The following is a 19845-nucleotide window of genomic DNA, read 5'->3' on the forward strand; positions in this document are numbered from 1 at the left end:
GCGGACGGGGCCGGCTGCGGCCGGCCGGGACCGGACGAGGCGGGCTGCCGTGCGGGCCGGTGCTCCGCCGGCCCCTCCGCGAACGTCCTCGGGAACCGGTGCCCGACGTGGGCCCACGGGACGTACCGGGCCGGCAGTCCCCCGGCGGGCCGCCCCTCCGGCCTGGGCGCCAGGGCCGCCAGCACCGGCAGGCCCACCGCGATGCCCGCCACCGCGGCCAGCGCGTGTTTCACAGTGATCGCCCCCGCACACCGGGAACGTACCGCCGCCCTCTTCTGGGACCGGTAAACCGCGCGCCAAGTGTCAGACCGGATCGGCGATCACGTTCAGCGCGCCGGGCAGCACGCGCGCCGTCGCCGGCAGCACCCCGAGCAGCTCGCCGTCGGCGCCGTACGGGATCTCCCGGTCGGCCTCGACCCGCACCTCCCGGCCCCGCAGCACCTCGACCACCGGGCGGTCGACGTGCGTGCCCCGCGGCAGCTCCCGCATGACGGCGAAGAACAGCCGTTTCGGCGCGTGCCGGATGATGACGACGTCGAGGAGCCCGTCGTCGACCGCCGCGTCCGGCGCGATGTGCAGGCCGTAGCCGTAGAACCCGGAGTTCGCGACGACGACCGTGTAGCCGCGCTCCTCGTGGAGCTCGCCGTCCACGGTGACGCGATAGGAGACCGGGCGCCAGGTCGCGATCGCGCGCAGCGGGCCCAGGTAGTAGGCGAGCGGACCGGGCAGCCGGGTGAGCCGGTTGATGTGGACGTTGGCGACCGAGTCCACCCCGGCGTACACGCTGCCCGCGACGACGCGCGACCCGCCGCCCGGCGAGGTCACCTCGATCGCGTCGATCCGCCTCGGCTCGGCCTCCAGCAGCAGGGCGGCGAGCCGGTCCGGCTCCTCCGGCAGCCCGAGCTGGCGGGCGAAGTCGTTGCCCCGGCCCGCCGGCAGGATGCCGAGCACGCCGTCCGTGCCGGCGAGGGCCCCGGCCAGCCCGCCGACCATGCCGTCGCCGCCCGCCGCGATCACCGTGTGGCCCTTGTCGGCCGCGGTGCGCGCGAGTTCGGCCGCGTGCTCGAGGCTGCGGCTGTACTCCACGGTCATCTCCGCGCCGGCCTCGCGCAGCAGCCGCGCGAGCGGGATGAGCCGGGCGGCCGCGTCGCCGCCCGCGGCCGGGTTCACCACGGCGGTGAACGAACGCATCCTCAGCACCCTTTCTTCCAGTACCGCGAGTCCGGCTCCGCCGGGAAACGCGCACGGAACGGGCCGCCGGGCCTCCGGCGTCCCTTCCGCGTGGCTCCGGCGGTGCCACGTCCTCCGCCGGATCGTACGGGTCATCCGGCGGCGGGCGGGACGAGCACGCCGGGATTGAGGATGCCGGCCGGGTCGAGCCGGTCCTTGACCGCGCGCAGGACGTCGACGCCGAGCGGGCCGATCTCGTCGGCGAGCCGGTCACGGTGGTCGGTCCCGACGCCGTGATGGTGGGTGATCGTGCCGCCGGCCTCGATGATCGCGTCGCCGACGGCGGCCTTGGCGTGCCGCCACCGTCCCAAGGGGTCGTCGCCCTGCGCGGTGACCACGGTGAAGTACAGGGAGGCCCCGTCCCGGTAGACGTGCGAGATGTGACACATCACCAGGGAGGACGGCAGCTCGCGGGACAGCGTCCGCCGCACGTCCTCGGCGAGGCGCGGCAGCACCGACCAGAACGCGGCGGTCTCCAGCGTCTCGGCGAATGCCCCCACGTCGAGGAGCGCGTCACGGAGGTACGGCGCGGAGAACCGGCCGGCGGCCCAGCTCTCCCCCGGCGCGTCGCCCAGCGGCTCCCCGCCGTGCGCGGTCAGGACGGCATGCGTGGCGGCGCGGCGCGCCGCCACGTCCTCCCGGCGGCCTTCGTACCCGCAGACCGCCAGACAGCCGTCGCCGCGCGCCTCGCCGATCTCGTCGGGCCGGGCGAGGCCGATCATCGTCTCGGTCTCGTCGGACAGCCGGAGCACGGTCGGCAGGGGCCCGTCCTGGGCCAGCGCCCGTACGGCGGCGGTGCCCTCGGCGAACGCGGGGAACCGCCAGCCCTCGTACCGGCGCGTCTGCGGCAGCGGGCGGACCCGCGCGGTCACGTCCGTGATGACGCCGAAGGCGCCCTCGGAGCCGAGCACCAGCTCGCGCAGGTCGGGGCCGGCCGCGGACCTCGGGGCCCGGCCGAGCGTCAGGGTGCCGCGCGGTGTGGCGACGGTCAGGCCGGCCACCATCTCGTCGAAGCGGCCGTAGCCCGCCGACGCCTGACCGGAGGACCGCGTCGCGGCGAACCCGCCGATGGTCGCCCACTCGTACGACTGGGGATAGTGGCCGAGCGTGAACCCGCGCTCGGCCAGCAGCGCCTCGACACGCGGGGCGCGCAGGCCCGCCTGGAGGGTGGCCGTCCGCGACACGGTGTCGAGCGCGGTGATCCGGTCCAGGCGGCGCAGGTCGAGCGCGACGACCCCGTCGAACCCCTCCCCCGCCGCGGTGAGGCCGCCGACGACCGACGTGCCGCCGCCGAAGGGGACGACCGCGACGCGCTCGCGCGAGCACCGCTCCAGAACCGCCAGGACCTGCTCATGATCGGCGGGGAGCACGACGGCATCCGGGGCCGCGCTCGCGTCACCCGCGCGGAGGCGCAGCAGGTCCGGCGTGGACTTCCCGCGGGTGTGCCGGATCCGCGTCTCGTCGTCGCTCACCACCCAGTCGGGGCCGACGACCTCCGCCAGGACGCGTACGGCGGGGTTCGGCGCGGGCGGGGTCATCTCCTCGAGCCGCACCGGCGGCGCGGGATCCGCCCGCACGCCGAGCAGCTCCCGCAGCAGCCCGACGACGGAGGCGGGCAGCGGCGTGGCCCGGTCCGGATCACCCCAGCCGTCCCAGCGCATCCTCGGCACGGCCCCTCCCTTCCTGCGGATGGCGACGAGATTTACACTGTTACACATGACGTCTATTCGTCACAAGAAGGACGCGGTGCTCGACGCCGCCCGTGACTGCGTCCTCGCCGTCGGGGTGCGGCGCACGACGCTCACCGACGTCGCGCGGCGCGCCGGCGTGTCCCGCATGACGATCTACCGGCGCTGGCCGGACGTGCGCACGCTGGTCGCCGACCTGATGACCCGGGAGTGGGCCGACGTGGTCGCCCGCGTCACCCCGCCCGGTGACGGCGCGCCGGTCCGGCCACAGGCGGTCGAGGCGCTCGTCGCGGGCGTCGCCGCGCTCCGCGGGCACCCGCTGTTCCACAAGATCCTGGAGGTCGACCCCGAGGTCCTCCTGCCGTACCTCCTCCAGCGGCGCGGCACCACCCAGGACACGATGCTGCGCGCCTTCGAGAAGACCCTGCGCGCCGGCCACCGCGACGGCACGATCCGCGCCGGCGACCCGGCGCGGCAGGCCCGCGCCGTCCTGCTCGTCGTGCAGTCCTTCGCGATGTCCGGGCACATCGTCGCCGACGGCGTCCCGGCCCTGTCGCCGGATGCCTTCGACGACGAGCTGCGGCAGATCCTCGACCGGTACCTCGCGCCATGACGCCGCCGGACTCCTCCCTGAACGCCGCCCGGCGGGCCCGTGACCTGGCCGCGCTCGCCGCGGGCGAGGTCGTCGACGTCCTGGTCGTCGGGCTCGGGGCGACCGGCGCGGGCGTCGCGCTCGACGCGGCCTCGCGCGGCCTGTCCGTGGCCGCCGTCGACGCGCACGACCTCGCCTTCGGCACGTCCCGCTGGAGCTCGAAGCTCGTGCACGGTGGCCTGCGCTACCTGGCCTCCGGACAGCTCGGCGTCGCGCACGAGAGCGCGGTCGAGCGGGGGGTGCTCATGGCGCGCACCGCCCCGCACCTCGTACGCGCGCTGCCGTTCGTGCTGCCGCTGACGCCACTGGTGTCGGGGTCGGCGGCGACCCTGTCCATGGCCGGGGTACGGGCCGGCGACCTGCTCCGGCTCAGCGCCCACACCCGCCGCGCCGTCCTGCCCCGGCCGCGCCGCCTGTCCGCGGTGGAGACGCTCCGGCTGGTGCCGGCGCTGCGCTCGTACGGCCTGCGCGGCGGGATCCTGTCCTGGGACGGCCAGCTCGCCGACGACGCCCGTCTCGTGACGGCGATCGCGCGGACGGCGGCCGCGCACGGCGCCCGGATCATCACCCGCTGCCGGGCCGCCGCCCTGTACGGCGACGGCGCGGACGTCCGGGACGAGCTGACCGGCGCGGAGCACGTCATCCGGGCCCGCGCCGTCATCAACGCGACCGGGGTATGGGCCGGCGGGCTCGCCGACGGCATCCGGCTGCGGCCCTCGCGCGGCACCCACCTCGTGCTGCGCGCCGACACGCTGGGCGTGCCGCTCGCCGGGCTGCACCTGCCGATCCCGGGAACGACCGGGCGGTTCGCCCTCGTCCTGCCTCAGGACGACGGCCGGGTGTACGTCGGCCTGACGGACGAGCCCGCGGACGGCCCGGTCCCGGACGTGCCGCGGCCGACGGAGGCCGAGATCGGCTTCCTGCTCGACGTCGTCGACTCCGCGCTCGAGGTCCCCGTGCGCCGCGCCGACGTCGTGGGCGCGTTCGCCGGGCTCCGCCCGCTGCTCGACGGCCCCGGCGGCCGGACCGCCGACCTGTCGCGGCGGCACGCGGTGCTGACCGGCCGGAACGGCGTGGTCACGGTCGTCGGCGGCAAGCTCACGACCTACCGCCGGATGGCCCAGGACGCGGTCGACGCGGCGATCGAGGGGCGCGGGCTCCCGGCCGGGCCGTGCCGGACGACCCGGCTGCCGCTGGTCGGCGCCGCACCGGAGCTCGGCCGGCTGACCGCGCCGCCGCGCCTCGTACGGCGGTACGGCGCCGAGGCGACCGCCGTCGCGGCCCTCGCGGCGGCGGACCCCTCGCTCGCCGAGCCGGTGACGCCGGGGTCGGCCACCATCGGCGCCGAACTGGTCTGGGCGGTCCTCCACGAGGGCGCCCTCGACGAGTCCGACCTCCTCGACCGCCGTACCCGCGTCGGTCTCGTCTCCACCGACCGGCAGGCCGCCCTTCCCGCCGCCCGCCGGGCCCTGGCCCACCTCCCCACCGCGACCGGCCCCCGCTGACCGCGCGGCCTGGAGGCGGGACCGGACCGCCGCGGGTGCCGCACCGGTCACGCGGTTGTACCGCTCCGAGGGGTGGCCAGGCATGTCGAAACGTGGCAACCTAGCGATTGCTTGTTTTGCTGCGCGGTGCACCGACGGAGGGCCACCGACATGATCGAATTCCACCCCGTAACACGGCACATCGGCGCCGAGGTGACAGGACTCGACCTGCGAAAACCGCCGTCGGAGGAGGAGGTCGCGGAGATCCGCCGGGGCCTGCTCGACCACCTGGTCCTGTTCTTCCGCGACCAGGAGATCACCGACGAGCAGCACCTGGCCTTCGCCGAGCGGTTCGGCACGCTGAACGAGCCGCCGATGAAGACGTCGACCAGCGCCATCCACATCCTGGACCAGAAGGATCCCAAGGGCGAGGGCGGGGACTCCTGGCACAGCGACAACACCTTCATGAGGGTGCCCCCGATGGGGTCGCTGCTGCGCGCCGTGATCCTGCCCGACGTCGGCGGCGACACCAACTGGGCCAACATGTACCTGGCCTACGAGTCGCTGCCCCGGTCGATCCAGCGGCTGTGCGACGAGCTCGAGGCCGAGCACGACCTGACCATGTCGGTGACGAAGGCCATCGCGAAGGGCCACCGGCTCGACCTGGCGGAGATGCAGCGCAAGTGGCCGCCCGTCCGGCACCCGGTCGTGCGCGTCCACCCGGAGACCGGCCGCAAGGCGCTGTTCGTCAACCGCAGCTCGACGACCCGCCTCGTCGGCCTGGACGACCGGGAGAACGAGGCGCTCCTGCCGCTGCTCCAGGACGTCGTCCGGTCACCGGAGTTCCAAGTGCGGCTGAAGTGGCGGGTCGGCACGCTGGCCTTCTGGGACAACCGGCCCACCCAGCACTACGCGGTCGCCGACTACACCCAGCGCCGCAAGATGCACCGTGTCACGATCAACGCTCCGGCGGAGATCGACGACGGCGTCCCGAAGGGTCCCCGGTCGGCCTAGGGCCGGTCCGGCGGCAGGTCCGGGATCAGGACTCCACCGCCGTCGCGTGCGTCGCTCCGGTCGCGAACGGCCGGGGCGGCGCGGGGCGGGGCCGCAGCGCGGGCGACAGCTCACCGTCCTCGGCCGCCAGCCGCCGGACCAGCTCGGCCAGGGCGCCGGCCTGGGCCACCGGCGCCCAGGCCGCCAGCAGGTTCATCGCGTCGGGGAGGGTCTCGGCGAAGACGTGCTCGACGACGTTCCCGGCGTTCCCCTCCAGTTGCAGCAGGAACTGCAGGGGCGGCTTCTCGCGGGAGTAGACCGTCAGCGTCAACGGCGTCGCGGCGAACCCCTCATCGCCGATCCGGCACCAGGCCTCGAAGCCAAGCCCGGCCATCGCGGCGTCCACGTCGCCGCCCTGCGGGTCGCACGCCGCCATCACCGGGTCCTCGCGCTCGGTCCACTCGCCGTTGACCAGGCACCATGCGGGGACGGGCTCCATCGCGATCACAGCGTCACGGTAGGACGCCGCCGGGTGACTGGCGAGGACGCCACGCCATGAGCGCCCGGCCGGCGTGGGCGCGGGATGCCTCGCGATCCGGACGGAGGGGGCGCCTCGGGTGAAGTCACCGGGGCGCCGAGGCGGCCGACGACCGTCCTCGGGCGGCCGGGACGGTGACGGCCGTCCTCGGGCCGTCGGGACGGGAGGAACCGCCGAACGGCCGGATGCGCCTGTCCGTTGTGGGTAGGGCTTTGGGAAGAAAGGCCCCTCATCCGTGCGAGGTGGTCGTCGTGGGTTGGAGCCGTCAGGGAGTGCGGCTGCCTTTCACCGACCGGGCCGAGGCCGGACGCCTGCTCGCGGAGGAGCTCGTGCCGCTGCGGCTCGTCGACCCGCTCGTCCTCGCCCTGCCCCGTGGCGGCGTACCGGTCGGCCGGGAGATCGCGCGCCGTCTGGACGCGCGGCTCGAGGTGCTCGTGACGCGGAAGATCGGCTGTCCCGGCCAGCCGGAGCTGGGCGTCGGCGCGATCGCCGAGGACGGGGAGCCGGTCTTCGATCCCGACCTGATGCACCGCGTGGGACTGACCCGCGCGGACGTGGAGGAGACCGTACGACGTGAGCGGGCCGAACTGGCGCGCCGGGTCACGGCGTACCGGGGGGATCGGGCGCTGCCGTCCGTCAAGGACCGGGACGTCGTGGTGGTCGACGACGGCCTCGCCACGGGAGGTACGGCGCGGGCCGCGCTCGCGGCCGTCCGGGCGGGCGAGCCCAGGCGGGTCGTGCTCGCGGTGCCGGTCGGAGCCGCGCAGACGGTGAAGGCGCTCGGCGGAGACGCCGACGAGATCGTGGTGCTGGCCGCCCCCTGGACGTTCCGCGCCGTGGGCCAGTGGTATGTGCGCTTCGACCAGTTGTCCGACGACGACGTGCGACGGCTGCTGTGAAGGCCCGCCCGCCGAACGTCCTTCCGCGGCCGCCGCGGGGTGGCTGAGAACACGTCCCGTGGGCCTGTTCCGGGCCTGCGCCGGAGCGGCCGCGGCGCTGGTCACGGCGGGCACGCGCCCGGACGGCGCCGCCGCGGTGGTGCACCGCAGCGGACGCCCGGGCATCACGGCAGGCTCCAGCGGTCGTACGTGCGCCTACACTGTTTGATCGTGGGCGGACGCGACCTGAGAGCGCTGTCGCCGAACGAGCGGGCGACCGCGCGGACGACGACCGAGACGGCGATCGTGGTGATGCCTGGCGCGGGTCGGCGATCGCCGAAGCCGGGCGCCCTCGATGAGGTCGCCCGGCTCGCGGAAGATCGGATCACCCGCCAGGTGAAGGGGTGAACATTCTGGATTGCTCGACGCTTACGTCGTTCCGCCCGGAATCCCCGGGCCGGGGTCGCGCAACCGCAGGCAGCGGAGGGAACGCTACGCGGCGTTGGCGCGACGCATGCGACGGCGACGCTCGGACGCGCGCTCGTCTTCGTTCAGGCCGCCCCACGTGCCGTACTTCTCGGGCCGGGAGACGGCGTAGTCAAGACACTCGTTGCGCACGGGGCAGCGCATGCACACGGCCTTGGCCTTACGCTCGCGGATCTCACGCTCCGGCTGACGCTCTCCGTCGGGGCCGAAGAACAGGATGAGGTCCTCCCCCCGGCACTCGGCAGCGTCCTGCCAGCCCCAGCTGGGACGGGGGAGGTTTGCCTGCCGACGTACCTGAGCCATAGAACTACCACCTCGTAGCTTGCTGGTGAGCAAATTTCGGTCACGGGCGCTACAGCAGTAAGAAGCGCGCAAAATCTTGCAACGTCTTGAAGCGCCGTGATGTTCCCCGAGAGCCGCCGTGTCCCCACGGGAACGGCGAATAGGGCCTCGGAGAGGCTACACGAGGGCCGCCCCGTTGAGAAGGGCCATCCCCCTTTTAACATACGTGGCGAGGTTCTCCGAACATCCCGCGCCGCACGGGCCGGGGTCCGCCCGCTCCACCTGGACGCGGTATCTCTCCTGGCCGGCACGTACAACGGCGGTGTCGGCGACCATCGACTCCACCGTGACGCCGTCCACCGCGAGGATCCCGGTGTGCGCCCGCACGAAGTGCTCGGCGGCCTGCACCGGCTCGGGAAGGCCGGCCCGTCCGCGGTAGCGGTCGAGCACGACCTCTCCGCCGTGGTACGCGGTCACGGCGGCCACCGCGCGCCGTTCGTCCATGTCGCCGTAGTACAGGCCGTGCGGCAGGCAGACGAGGTTGGCGGCGTAGCGGTCGCCGCCCACATGTGTGGTTTCCCACACTTGTGATCCGAAGCGCTCGCGCAGGGCGCGGGCCAGCGGCGCACCGGTCCGCGCGCAGCAGGCGTTCCGGCGGCCGTGGGCGCAGACGAGCAGGAGCGGACCCGCCACCGGCCGGCCGAGGCCGGGTGGCCGCCCGGCCGCCACGGCCGCGAGGTCGAGATCGGCCAGTTCGGCCGGGTCGGCGAGCTCCCGGCCCTCCAGCCAGGGCGTCACGGGCCGGCCGTCCGGGGCGGTGTCGCCGGAGAATCCGGTGTAGACCCACAGTGGAGGAGTCCGGCGCCGCCGGCGAGGGGCCCGGATGAACTGGGGGCGCACGCCGTGCCGCCCGGCCCGGCGGAGCGCGTCGGCGACCGGTCCCGGCAGGTCGCCGTCCTCGACGTACTCGGCCCACGGCCCGGGATGCTCGATGAGCAGCCACGAGCGCGCTCCGGTGGTGGCGCTGGCCAGGCACGGGCGCTGCCCCGTGTGACTGCCCGGACAGTGTGCGCAGCGGTGGTCCGCCAAGGGGTCCCCTGTCGATCGGCTGGTCGGAAATGGTCGCGCCACCTTATTAGGTGAGACTAACCTAACTCCAATCGGCCGGCTCCGTGCGCAATGGATCGAGAAGACCCCGGTAAAGCCCCGGTTACACGGACTTGAACAGCTGCGCGGAGCCCACCGACGCCCGGGATCCCGGGCGTCGGCGCACACCGTGGCGGGGAGAGTGTGGGGGGCCGCCGCCCGACGACAAAACCGCCGGCGCGGCCCCTGACCCCCCACCTACACCGCGCGCCCGCCCCCCCCCGCCGCCGGGCCGCCGGGGCGTCGGCGCACTCCGTGGCGTCTAGAGTGTCGGGGGCCGCCGCCCGACGATCAACGCGCCGGCGCGGCCGGTGACCGCCGACCAGGGACGGCCGCGCGCCGCGCCCTCCGAAGAACCGATGGAGTTCGTGATGCGCTTGCCGGCGCTCGCAGCGGGTGCGACGGGTGCGGCCCTGCTGCTCGCCATGGCCGGCGACGGCACGCGTCCCGCGCCGAAGGCGGCATCGGAGGCGCCCGCGATCGAGGCCGGCGCCTCCGGCTGCGGCACCGGGCGGGTTCCGCTGCGATCGGGCCGGCAGGACCTGCCGCTGCGCAACAACGGCAACACGTCGACGAACGTCACCCTCATCGACCCCGGCAACGGCGCGGTCTACGCCGAACTGGAGGGGGTCGGCCCCGGGACCGTCCGCATGCTGCGGATCACCCTCGGCCCGGGCTCGTACGCCTTCCGCTGCGCGCAGGACGGGCCCGGCGACCCGGTCACGGGGCCCGTGACACGGATCACCGGCCCCGGAGGCGGCACACCGGGGATCGTCCCGGTCTCCGAGAACGACCTGTACGCGCCGGCGCGCGCCTATCAGGCGTACGTCTCCACCGGCCTCGACCGCCTGGTCGCCCGGACCGACGCCCTGCGGTCCGCCGTCGACGACGGTGATCTCGACGCGGCGCGGACCGCCTGGACGCCGGCGCACCTGGCCTACGAGCGGCTCGGGGCGGCGTACGGCACGTTCGGCGACTTCGACGGCCGGATCGACGGCCTCCCCGCGGGGTTGCCCGCCGGTGTGCGCGACCCGGGCTTCACCGGGTTCCACCGCGTGGAGTACGGCCTGTGGCACGGCGAGTCCGCCGCCTCGCTGACCCGCGTCGCCGACCGTCTCGCCCGTGACGTCCGCGCCCTGCGGTCCGCGTGGCCCGACGAGCGCATGGAACCCGGCGACCTGCCGCTGCGCGCGCACGAGATCCTGGAGAACACCCTGCAGTTCCAGCTCACCGGCGAGGCCGACCAGGGCAGCGGCACGACGCTGCGGACCGCAACCGCCAACCTCGAGGGCACCCGGGAGCTCGTCGACCTGCTCCGCCCGCTGCTGCGCCCCCGTTACGCGGGCCTGGCCGGGGTCGACGCCTCGATGGACCGGATGGCCGCCCTGCTGAAGGGGCGTTCGTCGGTCGACGTGCTCTCGCGCGCCGACCGCGAGCGCCTCAACGGCGCGGCGGGAGAACTGCTCGAACGCCTCGCCCCGATCGCCACGATCTGCGCGCCCCGACGTCGCCCCCAGGGAGCGGGATGATGCCCTCCGACCGCCGATCCTTCCTGCGCGGCGCCCTGGCCGCCGGCGTGGCCGGTGCCGTCGCCGGCCCCTCCGCCGCCGGTGCGGCCGGGGCCGCCGCCGGAGCCGCTCCTTCCGGCCGGGCCGCGGCGCGCTCCTTTCACGGGGCGCACCAGGCCGGCATCCTCGAACCGGCCAGGCGGCGGACCGTCGTCGTGTCGTTCGACGTCGTCGCCGAGGGCCGCCGCGAGCTGACCGAACTGTTCCGCGGCCTCACCGACCGCGCCCGCGCGCTCACCGCCGGCGGCACGCCCGTCGACGCCGGGATCAGCGCGCCGCCCGCCGACTCCGGGGTGCTCGGCCCCGACGTGCCCGGCGCCGGGCTCATGATGACCGTCGGCGTCGGCGCGTCCCTGTTCGACGACCGGTACGGGCTGGCGGCCCGGCGGCCGCCCGGCCTGACGCCGATGCGCACCTTCCCCAATGACTCGCTCGACCCCGCCTGGTGCCACGGCGACCTGAGCGTGCAACTGTCCGCGGACGACGAGGACACGGTCGTGCACGCGCTGCGCGACGTCGCCCGGCACACGCGCGGCGCCATGCAGGTGCGGTGGCGGATCAACGGTTTCTCCAGCCCGCCGCGGCCCAGCGGCACGCCGCGCAACCTCATGGGCTTCAAGGACGGCATCGCGAGTCCCGACGTGACGGACGCCCGGGAGATGAACCGACTCGTCTGGGCCGCCCCCGGTACGACCGGCCATGGCCGGAGCGCGCCGGAGCCGGCGTGGACGGCGGGCGGCTCGTACGTGGTGATCCGGCTCATCCGGATGCTCGTGGAGTTCTGGGACCGAGTGGGGCTGACCGAGCAGGAGCAGATGTTCGGCCGGGCGCGGGACACCGGCGCCCCCCTCGACGGGAACCACGAGTTCGACGAGCCCCGGTACGCCGACGACCCGATCGGCAAGGTCATCCCGCTGACGAGCCACATCCGGATGGCCAACCCGCGGACGCCGCAGACCGCCGACAGCCGGATCCTGCGCCGCAGCTTCAACTACGACCGGGGCGTGGACGCGGTCGGCGACCTCGACATGGGGCTGATCTTCAGCTGCTACCAGCAGGACATCGCCCGGCAGTTCGAGGCGGTGCAGGGCCGGCTGACGGACGAGCCGCTCACCGACTACATCCGGCCGTTCGGCGGCGGCTACTTCTTCGCGCTGCCCGGCGTCCGCGATACGAGTGACTTCTTCGCCCGCGCCCTCCTGAGCTGATCCCCCACCGGCCCCACAGTGGTCAAAATCGGTCATTGACGGGACAGACGGCCCCGAGATCAGATAAAGATCGCCCAAAGAGATTTGAAGCTTCCATGGCGCCCTGTTCACCTGGGCGTCACCGTACGTCAGCGTGATCGTCGTCGCGGCTCGATGGGATCCCGGCTGAGCCGGGACTCCGTCGGAGGACCGGTGTTTCACAACTTCAGGAGGCAACAGGATGGGTCCCGGAAAGTGGAAGGGCCGACGGTCCGCGCTGATCGCCGGATCGGTGGCCGCGGCCGGAGCGCTCGCGCTGGCCACGGTGCCGAACTGGGCGAGCGGCGGGCGACAGGAGCCCGCCTCGCTGACCGCGGCCGAGACGCAGGTCCGCACCGCCACGCCGATCCAGCACGTCGTCGTGCTCTTCGGCGAGAACATCTCCTTCGACCACTACTTCGGCACGTACCCGAAGGCCGCGAACACGGACGGCACGAAGTTCACCGCGAAGCGGCACACGCCTCGCGTCGACGGGCTGACGAAGAAGCTGCTCAAGAACAACCCGAACCAGTACGACCCGAAGCGGCTCACCCATGAGCAGCCGCTGACCTGCGACCAGGACCACGGGTACGGGGCCGAGCAGAAGGCCGTCAACGGCGGCAAGATGGACAAGTTCGTCGAGTACACCGAGAAGGACAAGTGCACCGGGCAGCCCCCGCTGTTCGGCGAGCCCGGCCTGGTGATGGACTACTACGACGGCAACACCGTCACCGCGCTGTGGAACTACGCGCAGAACTACGCGATGAGCGACAACTCGTGGGACACGGTCTTCGGCCCGTCCTCCCCCGGGGCGATCAACCTCGTCTCCGGCCAGACGCACGGGGTCTACGCCGTCGACCCGGTGACCCACAACAAGGTCAGCGACTCCTACGTCGTGCAGTCGCCGGACAAGGACGGCGTCGGCACGATGATCAACGATCCGGACCCGGCGTTCGACGACTGCTCGGGCAACAACCACACGTCCAAGAACAACCTGGCCGTGATGACCGGCAGGAACCTCGGTGACCTGCTGAACGAGAAGAAGGTCACCTGGGGTTGGTTCCAGGGCGGCTTCCGGCCCACCGGCACGGCCAATGGGTACGCCGTCTGCGGCTCGACGCACAAGAACGTCGGCGGGATCACCCAGACCGACTACAACCCGCACCACGAGCCGTTCCAGTACTACAAGTCGACGGCGAACGAGAAGCACCTGCCGCCGTCCTCGGTCGCGGCGATCGGCCACACCGATCAGGCCAACCACCAGTACGACCTGGCCGACTTCGACGCGGCGCTGAAGGCCGGCAACCTGCCCGCCGTCAGCTTCCTCAAGGCCGCCAACTACCAGGACGGCCACGCGGGCTACTCCGACCCGCTGGACGAGCAGCAGTTCTACGTGAACACGATCAACAAGCTCCAGCAGTCGCCGGAGTGGAAGTCCACCGCGGTCGTCATCGCCTACGACGACTCCGACGGCTGGTACGACCACAAGGCCCCGCGGATCCTCAACGGTTCGGCGGACGCCGCGCAGGACACGACGCTGTGCGGCAAGGCCAAGGTGGCCGGCGGCTACCAGGACCGCTGCGGTCCGAGCCAGCGCCTGCCGCTCCTCGTCATCTCGCCGTACTCGAAGGTCAACCACGTCGACCACCACTACACCGAGCAGACGTCGGTGCTGAAGTTCATCGAGGACAACTGGGGCGTCGGCCGGATCGGTGACGCGTCGTTCGACCAGCGGGCCGGCAGCCTGGGCGGCATGTTCGACTTCCACCGCCCCCGCGCGAACCGTCTGATCCTCGACCCGAAGACCGGCGCCCCGGTCTCCGGCTGAGCGGACGTCTCGAGTCCACCACCCCGGAAGCCCCCGCCTCGGCGGGGGCTTCCGCCATGTCCGGGCGGAGGCCGTCAGGGCTCGCGGCCGGGGGCGGGGGCGGGGGCCTCGTCCTCCAGGCGGGCGCGCGAGGTGAACTCCCCGGGCCAGAGCTTGTCGACCTCGGCGTTCAGCGCCGCGCCGATCAGGACGGCCAGCGCGGTGACGTACAGCCAGGCGAGCACGGCGATGGCCGCGCCCAGCGACCCGTACACCGACACGGCCGTCGTCGAGCCGTCCAGGTAGAGCCGCAGCACGAGGCTGCCGAGCCCCCAGATGGCCAGGGCGGTGATCCCGCCGGGCACCTCCCGCCACCAGGCCGTCCGCACGGGGACGCTCAGGTGGTAGAGCAGCGCCAGGAAGATGACCGCGACGATGACGAGGATCGGCCAGTAGAGGAGACGCACGACCACGGCGCCGGCCGGCACCCAGTGCAGCACCAGCGTCGGCCCGGCGACCAGGACGGGGATGACGATCAGCCCGACGCCTAGCCCCGCGATGTAGAGGAAGAACGCCCGCAGGCGGGTACGGATCACGCCACGCACGCCGGACAGGCCGTGCGCGATCGTGATCGTGTCGACGTAGACGTTCAGCGCGCGGGAGCCGGCCCACAGCGAGATCAGGAAGCTCACCGAGACGATCCCCACCTTGCCGCCGCGCAGCACCTCGTCGAGGAGGGGCTCGACGACGGACTTGACGGTCTGCTCCGTGAGCACGGTCTGGGCCCGGTCCAGGACCCAGTCGCGGGTCTCCCTGACCGTCGTGGCACCGAACAGGTTGCGGAAGTGCCCGATCAGCCCGATCAGGCCGAGCGCCAGGGGCGGCAGCGACAGGAGCGTGAAGAACGCCGCCTCCGCGGCCAGCCCGGTCACCCGGTAGCGGAACGCCGACAGGGTGGTGCCGCGGACGACCTGCCATACGGCGGAGCGCATCCGTGCCACGGCAGACGGCCCGGCGACGCCCGTCGAAGCATCGGAGGCGGTGGTCATGACGATCTACCGTAGGGGCTCGCGGAACCGGTACGCGGCATGACGCTCATCTCGCCGGTCGCCTTCGGCCGGTCGCCGCGGCCCCGCGTCGGGGGCCGGGATCCCCGTCCGGAGCGGAGAATCGAAGGCTCCCCCATGAGATGACCCGGTCGGCGCGGCGGACGCATCAGACAGATGTGACGATCATCACATCTTGGGCGAACCGGCCGGCGGCCGACCGGTGCCGGGCGGTCCGGCGAACGCCTGCGCGATCTCCATCCACTCCTCCGCGACCGGCCCGGCGACCGCGAGGTTCACGTCGGCCCGGTTCCGTCGTTGCGTGACGAGCAGGCAGAAGTCGAGCGCCGGGCCGCGTACGACGTCCGCGGCCTCCTCCGGCCCGGCGGCCCAGGCACCGCCGCCAGGGAGGGTGAGCTCCACCCGTACGGGCGCCTGCGGCGCCGGCCGGCCGTGGACGATGAAGCTCCACCGCAGGGTCCGCACGCCGATCTGGGCGACGTGCCGGAGCCGGTCGGTCGGCTCGCGCCGGACGTTGACGGCGTCGGCCACGTCCTGGCCGTGCGCCCACGTCTCCATCAGGCGGGCGGTGGTGAACGAGGCCGCCCCCATGTCGGGGCCGTACCAGGGGATCCGCGCCTTCGGATCCAGGGCGGTCAGGGCGTCGATCATCCGGCCGCGGGCCGTGCGGAACCAGTCCAGGACCTCGCCGCCGGGCATGGACCGCCGTTCCGCGACGATCCGGTCCGTGTCGAAGCCCTCCTCGACCAGCCGGCGGACCTCCGCGCGGAAGGCGTCGGGGTCGGTCACGGCGCGCACGGCGGCCTCGTCGAACCAGGCCAGGTGGGTCACCTGGTCGCGCACGGTCCAGCCCGCCGCTGGGGTCGGCAGGTCCCACACCTCCGGTCCAAGGAGGCGCTCGAGGTCGCCCGTCTCAGCACCCAGGTCGGTCAGCAGTTGATCCAGCGCCACGGCCACGGGCCCCAGCGTACAGAACGATGTTCGGTCCAGTCCGTACGCGCGACTCCCGGCGGGGCGGTGAACAGGCTCTGAGTGGGCACAATGGACACGTGATCTGCGAAGCGTGTCGTGAGCGACGGCACGACGAGTGCCGGGGCGGCACGTGGTGCGACTGCCAGCACCTGCCGCCCGAGTCCGACGGCCCCGAGGAGCAGCGGCCCGAGGCCGGCGAGGGCCCCGAGCCGGGCGTCAACTGGCTCCGACAGGGCTGAGATCCGACCAATGCGACGCCCGTCCGCATTTCGGACATGGTTGGACAGTCATCGAACCACATGTCATCATCGATACATGGCTGCTGCGGATCCGTTGCTGGTTATGCGCCGGCACGTCGACTTTCTCCGCGTGGGCAGCGCCATCTGTCGCTGACACCTGACCACCGCCACTGCCTCAAGGGCGCGCGGTATGCCGGTGTCATTCCCCAAAGCTCAGCGTTGAGCCAGCAGTGCGATCTGCCGGCGTGCTTCGCGTCCCCCACGACCACGGAGGACGCGCACGATGCCATCCCGTCTGCAGCGGAAACGAGGCGAGGGCCAGTGGGCCCTGGGCTACCGTGAACCGCTCAACAAGAACGAAGAGAACAAGAAGAACGACGACGGCCTGAACGTCCGCCGTCGCATCATCGACGTCTACGCCAAGGGCGGCTTCGACTCCATCGACCCCGCGGACCTGCGGGGCCGGTTCCGCTGGTACGGCCTGTACACGCAGCGCCGGCCCGGCATCGACGGCGGCAAGACGGCGGTCCTCGAGCCCGAGGAGCTCGACGACCGCTACTTCATGCTGCGCGTCCGCATCGACGGCGGCCAGCTGAACCTCGACCAGCTCCGGACGATCGCCGACGTGTCGTCGAAGTACGCCCGTGGCACCGCGGACATCACCGACCGGCAGAACATCCAGCTGCACTGGGTCGAGATCGAGAACGTCCCGGCCATCTGGGAGGCCCTGGAGGCGGTCGGGCTGCACACCACCGAGGCCTGCGGCGACACGCCGCGGGTCATCCTCGGCTGCCCGCTCGCCGGGATCGACGCGGACGAGGTCATCGACGCGACGCCGCAGCTCCGCGACATCCACGACCGGTACATCGGCCACCCGGACTTCTCCAACCTGCCGCGGAAGTTCAAGACGGCGCTGTCCGGCTGCACGGCCCAGTGCACGATCCACGAGATCAACGACATCGCGTTCGTCGGCGTGGTCAATGACGAGGGCGAGGCCGGCTACGACCTCTGGGCGGGCGGTGGTCTGTCCACGAACCCGATGTTCGCCAAGCGGCTGGGCGCGTTCGTCCGGCCGGACCAGGTCCACGAGGTCTGGGCGGGCATCACCGGGATCTTCCGCGACTACGGCTACCGCCGGCTCCGGCACCGCGCCCGGCTCAAGTTCCTGATGAACGACTGGGGCCCGGAGCGGTTCCGCGAGGTCCTGGAGAAGGAGTACCTCGGGTACGCCCTCGCGGACGGCCCCGCGCCCGGCGGACCGCGGGACCAGCGCCGGGACCACGTGGGCATCCACCGGCAGCGCGACGGCCGGTACTACGTCGGCTTCGCGCCGAAGGTCGGCCGGGTCGACGGCGACATCCTCCGCGTCATCGCGGACCTGGCCGAGGAGTACGGCTCCGGCCGGGTGCGCACGACGACCGAGCAGAAGATGGTCATCCTGGACGTTCCGGAGGAGCGGACCGAGGAGCTGGCCGCCGAGCTGGAGGCCCACGACCTGCGGGTCCGCCCGTCGACGTTCCGCCGCCAGACGATGGCCTGCACCGGCATCGAGTACTGCAAGCTCGCCATCGTCGAGACCAAGCGGCGCGGCATGGATCTGATCGAGGAGCTGGAGCGGCGCCTGCCGGACTTCGACGAGCCGCTGACGATCAACATCAACGGCTGCCCGAACTCCTGCGCCCGCATCCAGACCGCCGACATCGGCTTGAAGGGCCAGTTGGTCACCGACGCGAACGGCGACCAGGTCGAGGGCTTCCAGGTCCACCTGGGCGGCTCGATCGGCGGGGAGTTCGGCAAGAAGATCCGGGGCCTGAAGACCACCGCCGAGGAACTGCCCGACTACGTGGAGAGGGTGCTGCGCAGGTTCCAGGAGAACAAGGCCGACGGCGAGTCCTTCGCCGCGTGGGTGCAGCGTGCGGAAGAAGGTGACCTGAAGTGACCGAACGAGCCGTCCCCTTCTACTGCCCCTACTGCGGAGACGAGGACCTGGAGCCGTACGAGAGCGACGGCGGCTGGCACTGCCGTGCCTGCACGCGGGCCTTCCGGCTCCGCTTCGTCGGGCTCGGCGCGCTCAGCTCGGCGGGTGCTCCCCGAGGGGAGGGCTCGGCATGACGCTCCTGTTCGAACGCCCCACCGCGGCGCTCGACCTCACCGACATCGTCGAGTCGGCGGCGGACGCCCTGGAGGACGCCTCCGCCGAAGAGGTCATCCGCTGGTCGATCGCGACGTTCGGCGACCGGATCTGCGTGACGTCGTCCATGAAGGACGCCGTGCTGGTGGACCTCGCTTCCAAGGTCCGCCCCGGCATCGACGTGCTGTTCGTCGACACGGGGTACCACTTCGCCGAGACGGTCGGCACCCGCGACGCGGTCGAGGCCGTCTACCCGGTGAACGTCGTGAACGTCACCCCCTCGCGTACCGTCGCCGAGCAGGAGCGCGACCTCGGGCCCCGGCTGTACGGCCGGAACCCGGACCTGTGCTGCCACCTGCGCAAGGTCGAGCCGCTGAACCGCGCCCTCGAGCCGTACCTCGCGTGGATCACGGGGATCCGGCGCGAGGAGACCTCGCACCGGCGCGGCGCGCGCGTGGTCGAGTGGAACGCCGCGCGCGGCAAGGTCAAGGTCAACCCCCTCGCCCGCTGGAGCCAGGCCGACCTGTACGGCTACATCGAGAGGCACGGCATCCTGGTGAACCCGCTGCAGTACGACGGGTACCCCTCCATCGGCTGCGAGCCCTGCACCAAGCGGGTCGCGCCGGGCGAGGACCCGCGCAGCGGACGCTGGGCCGGCACCGGAAAGACCGAATGCGGCATCAACCTGTGAGACCTCGGAGCAGCCGGGCGGCGGTCCCCCTGGTCGCGGTGGCCCACGGGAGCCGTGATCCACGTGCGGCGGCGACGGTCGAGGAACTTCTCGATCTTGTACGTCGTTCCTCGGGGGTGCGGGTCGTGACCTCCTATCTCGACCACGCTCCCCCGGCACCGGGGCAGGCGCTCGGTGGTCTCGTCGGAGAGGGGGCCGACGAGGCCGTCGTGCTCCCTCTTCTGCTCACGGCCGCCTATCACAGCAAGACCGACATCCCCGGCGCGCTGCGGGAGGCCCGGGCGGCCCACCCGCGGCTGGCGCTGCACTACGGCGCCACGCTCGGCCCCCACCCGCTGATGACGGGCGCCCTGGAACGGCGGCTCGCCGAGGTGGGCGTCCGGCCCGACCCGGAGACGGCCGTGGTGCTCGCCGCGGCCGGCTCCAGCGATCCGGCGGCGAACGCGACGATCGACCGGATGGCGCGCGACTGGGGCGGCTGGCGCGCCGTCGTCCCCGCGTACGCCTCCGCGGCCCGTCCCACGCCCCCCGAGGCCGTACGCGCGCTGTACGCCGCGGGGGCGCGGCGTGTGGTGGTGGCGTCGTACTTCCTGGCCCCGGGCTTCTTCGCGGACAAGGTACGGGACGAGTCCCTGGCGGCGGGCGCCGTGGCCGTCTCACCGGCCCTGGGCGCCGCCCCCGAGCTGGCGGAGATCGCCGCCCAGCGCTATCGCGAGGCCCTCGTCCGGGCCGACCTCGTCGCGGCCGCGGGCTGAGCGACCTTCCTC

21 protein-coding genes are annotated in these 19845 nt (G+C 73.1%); 13 read left to right on the forward strand and 8 right to left on the reverse strand.

Annotated features, from left to right (window positions below; all coding sequences use genetic code 11):
* The 3 genes from AB0K82_RS25035 to AB0K82_RS25045 all read right to left on the reverse strand — a co-directional run.
* Nucleotides 1-233: hypothetical protein (locus AB0K82_RS25035; protein WP_364401008.1), on the reverse strand; the 233-nt coding region annotated here is incomplete at its 3' end.
* Nucleotides 234-303: 70 nt separating this feature from the next.
* Nucleotides 304-1191: a YegS/Rv2252/BmrU family lipid kinase gene (locus AB0K82_RS25040; protein WP_364401009.1), complete on the reverse strand. Its 888-nt coding sequence runs from the start codon at nucleotides 1189-1191 to the stop codon at nucleotides 304-306.
* A 131-nt stretch (nucleotides 1192-1322) separates the two neighbouring features.
* On the reverse strand, nucleotides 1323-2891 hold the full coding sequence (locus tag AB0K82_RS25045; RefSeq protein ID WP_364401246.1) for an FAD-binding oxidoreductase: 1569 nt from the start codon (nucleotides 2889-2891) through the stop codon (nucleotides 1323-1325).
* Nucleotides 2892-2946: 55 nt separating this feature from the next.
* On the opposite strand from AB0K82_RS25045, the gene AB0K82_RS25050 reads away from it, so the two are divergent.
* The 3 genes from AB0K82_RS25050 to AB0K82_RS25060 all read left to right on the forward strand — a co-directional run bounded on the left by AB0K82_RS25050 (nucleotide 2947) and on the right by AB0K82_RS25060 (nucleotide 6068).
* A complete protein-coding gene (locus AB0K82_RS25050) occupies nucleotides 2947-3531 on the forward strand; it encodes a TetR/AcrR family transcriptional regulator (protein ID WP_364401010.1) in 585 nt (194 codons plus the stop codon).
* Nucleotides 3528-5075 carry a glycerol-3-phosphate dehydrogenase/oxidase gene (locus AB0K82_RS25055; protein ID WP_364401012.1) on the forward strand — a complete coding sequence of 516 codons (1548 nt, stop codon included), beginning with the start codon at nucleotides 3528-3530 and terminating at the stop codon, nucleotides 5073-5075. The genes AB0K82_RS25050 and AB0K82_RS25055 overlap by 4 nt, the downstream gene beginning before the upstream one ends.
* Nucleotides 5076-5225: 150 nt before the next feature.
* Entirely contained in the window at nucleotides 5226-6068 is an 843-nt protein-coding gene (locus AB0K82_RS25060; RefSeq protein WP_364401014.1) for a TauD/TfdA family dioxygenase, read from the forward strand.
* 25 nt (nucleotides 6069-6093) lie between these two features.
* Here the strand turns inward: AB0K82_RS25060 and AB0K82_RS25065 are convergent, their stop codons facing one another.
* A complete protein-coding gene (locus AB0K82_RS25065) occupies nucleotides 6094-6555 on the reverse strand; it encodes a hypothetical protein (protein ID WP_364401017.1) in 462 nt (153 codons plus the stop codon).
* A 281-nt stretch (nucleotides 6556-6836) separates the two neighbouring features.
* Between AB0K82_RS25065 and AB0K82_RS25070 the strand changes: the two genes are divergently transcribed.
* Entirely contained in the window at nucleotides 6837-7484 is a 648-nt protein-coding gene (locus AB0K82_RS25070; protein WP_364401020.1) for a phosphoribosyltransferase family protein, read from the forward strand.
* Nucleotides 7485-7694: 210 nt separating this feature from the next.
* The gene (locus tag AB0K82_RS25075; RefSeq protein WP_364401023.1) at nucleotides 7695-7871 is read left to right on the forward strand and encodes a hypothetical protein; all 177 of its coding nucleotides are present in this window, start codon (nucleotides 7695-7697) and stop codon (nucleotides 7869-7871) included.
* Between the two features lie 84 nt (nucleotides 7872-7955).
* Here the strand turns inward: AB0K82_RS25075 and AB0K82_RS25080 are convergent, their stop codons facing one another.
* Both AB0K82_RS25080 and AB0K82_RS25085 read right to left on the reverse strand, forming a co-directional pair.
* On the reverse strand, nucleotides 7956-8252 hold the full coding sequence (locus AB0K82_RS25080; protein ID WP_289848350.1) for a WhiB family transcriptional regulator: 297 nt from the start codon (nucleotides 8250-8252) through the stop codon (nucleotides 7956-7958).
* Nucleotides 8253-8408: 156 nt separating this feature from the next.
* A complete protein-coding gene (locus AB0K82_RS25085; RefSeq protein WP_364401026.1) occupies nucleotides 8409-9320 on the reverse strand; it encodes a sucrase ferredoxin in 912 nt (303 codons plus the stop codon).
* 428 nt (nucleotides 9321-9748) lie between these two features.
* On the opposite strand from AB0K82_RS25085, the gene AB0K82_RS25090 reads away from it, so the two are divergent.
* From AB0K82_RS25090 to AB0K82_RS25100, 3 genes are all read left to right on the forward strand, one after another.
* Complete coding sequence (locus AB0K82_RS25090; RefSeq protein WP_364401028.1) at nucleotides 9749-10906, forward strand: EfeM/EfeO family lipoprotein; 1158 nt, start codon at nucleotides 9749-9751, stop codon at nucleotides 10904-10906.
* Complete coding sequence (efeB, locus tag AB0K82_RS25095; protein ID WP_364401030.1) at nucleotides 10906-12153, forward strand: iron uptake transporter deferrochelatase/peroxidase subunit; 1248 nt, start codon at nucleotides 10906-10908, stop codon at nucleotides 12151-12153. Before AB0K82_RS25090 ends, efeB begins: the two co-directional genes overlap by 1 nt.
* A gap of 220 nt (nucleotides 12154-12373) precedes the next feature.
* Nucleotides 12374-13999 carry an alkaline phosphatase family protein gene (locus tag AB0K82_RS25100; protein ID WP_364401033.1) on the forward strand — a complete coding sequence of 542 codons (1626 nt, stop codon included), beginning with the start codon at nucleotides 12374-12376 and terminating at the stop codon, nucleotides 13997-13999.
* 74 nt (nucleotides 14000-14073) lie between these two features.
* Here AB0K82_RS25100 and AB0K82_RS25105 read toward each other — a convergent pair whose 3' ends face one another.
* A complete protein-coding gene (locus AB0K82_RS25105) occupies nucleotides 14074-15027 on the reverse strand; it encodes a YihY/virulence factor BrkB family protein (RefSeq protein WP_364401036.1) in 954 nt (317 codons plus the stop codon).
* A gap of 186 nt (nucleotides 15028-15213) precedes the next feature.
* On the reverse strand, nucleotides 15214-16002 hold the full coding sequence (locus AB0K82_RS25110; protein WP_364401039.1) for a TIGR03084 family metal-binding protein: 789 nt from the start codon (nucleotides 16000-16002) through the stop codon (nucleotides 15214-15216).
* Between the two features lie 92 nt (nucleotides 16003-16094).
* Between AB0K82_RS25110 and AB0K82_RS25115 the strand changes: the two genes are divergently transcribed.
* The 5 genes from AB0K82_RS25115 (at nucleotide 16095) to AB0K82_RS25135 (ending at nucleotide 19833) form a co-directional block, all read left to right on the forward strand.
* Nucleotides 16095-16256: a hypothetical protein gene (locus AB0K82_RS25115; protein WP_364401041.1), complete on the forward strand. Its 162-nt coding sequence runs from the start codon at nucleotides 16095-16097 to the stop codon at nucleotides 16254-16256.
* 283 nt (nucleotides 16257-16539) lie between these two features.
* Complete coding sequence (locus tag AB0K82_RS25120; protein ID WP_364401043.1) at nucleotides 16540-18195, forward strand: nitrite/sulfite reductase; 1656 nt, start codon at nucleotides 16540-16542, stop codon at nucleotides 18193-18195.
* On the forward strand, nucleotides 18192-18368 hold the full coding sequence (locus tag AB0K82_RS25125) for an Insertion element protein (protein ID WP_364401044.1): 177 nt from the start codon (nucleotides 18192-18194) through the stop codon (nucleotides 18366-18368). Before AB0K82_RS25120 ends, AB0K82_RS25125 begins: the two co-directional genes overlap by 4 nt.
* Entirely contained in the window at nucleotides 18365-19078 is a 714-nt protein-coding gene (locus AB0K82_RS25130) for a phosphoadenylyl-sulfate reductase (RefSeq protein WP_364401047.1), read from the forward strand. The genes AB0K82_RS25125 and AB0K82_RS25130 overlap by 4 nt, the downstream gene beginning before the upstream one ends.
* The gene (locus tag AB0K82_RS25135; protein WP_364401050.1) at nucleotides 19060-19833 is read left to right on the forward strand and encodes a sirohydrochlorin chelatase; all 774 of its coding nucleotides are present in this window, start codon (nucleotides 19060-19062) and stop codon (nucleotides 19831-19833) included. The genes AB0K82_RS25130 and AB0K82_RS25135 overlap by 19 nt, the downstream gene beginning before the upstream one ends.
* Nucleotides 19834-19845: the final 12 nt, after the last annotated feature.

Origin of the sequence: Actinoallomurus sp. NPDC052274 (assembly GCF_040679475.1) — a bacterium.
Lineage (GTDB): Bacteria > Actinomycetota > Actinomycetes > Streptosporangiales > Streptosporangiaceae > Actinoallomurus > Actinoallomurus liliacearum.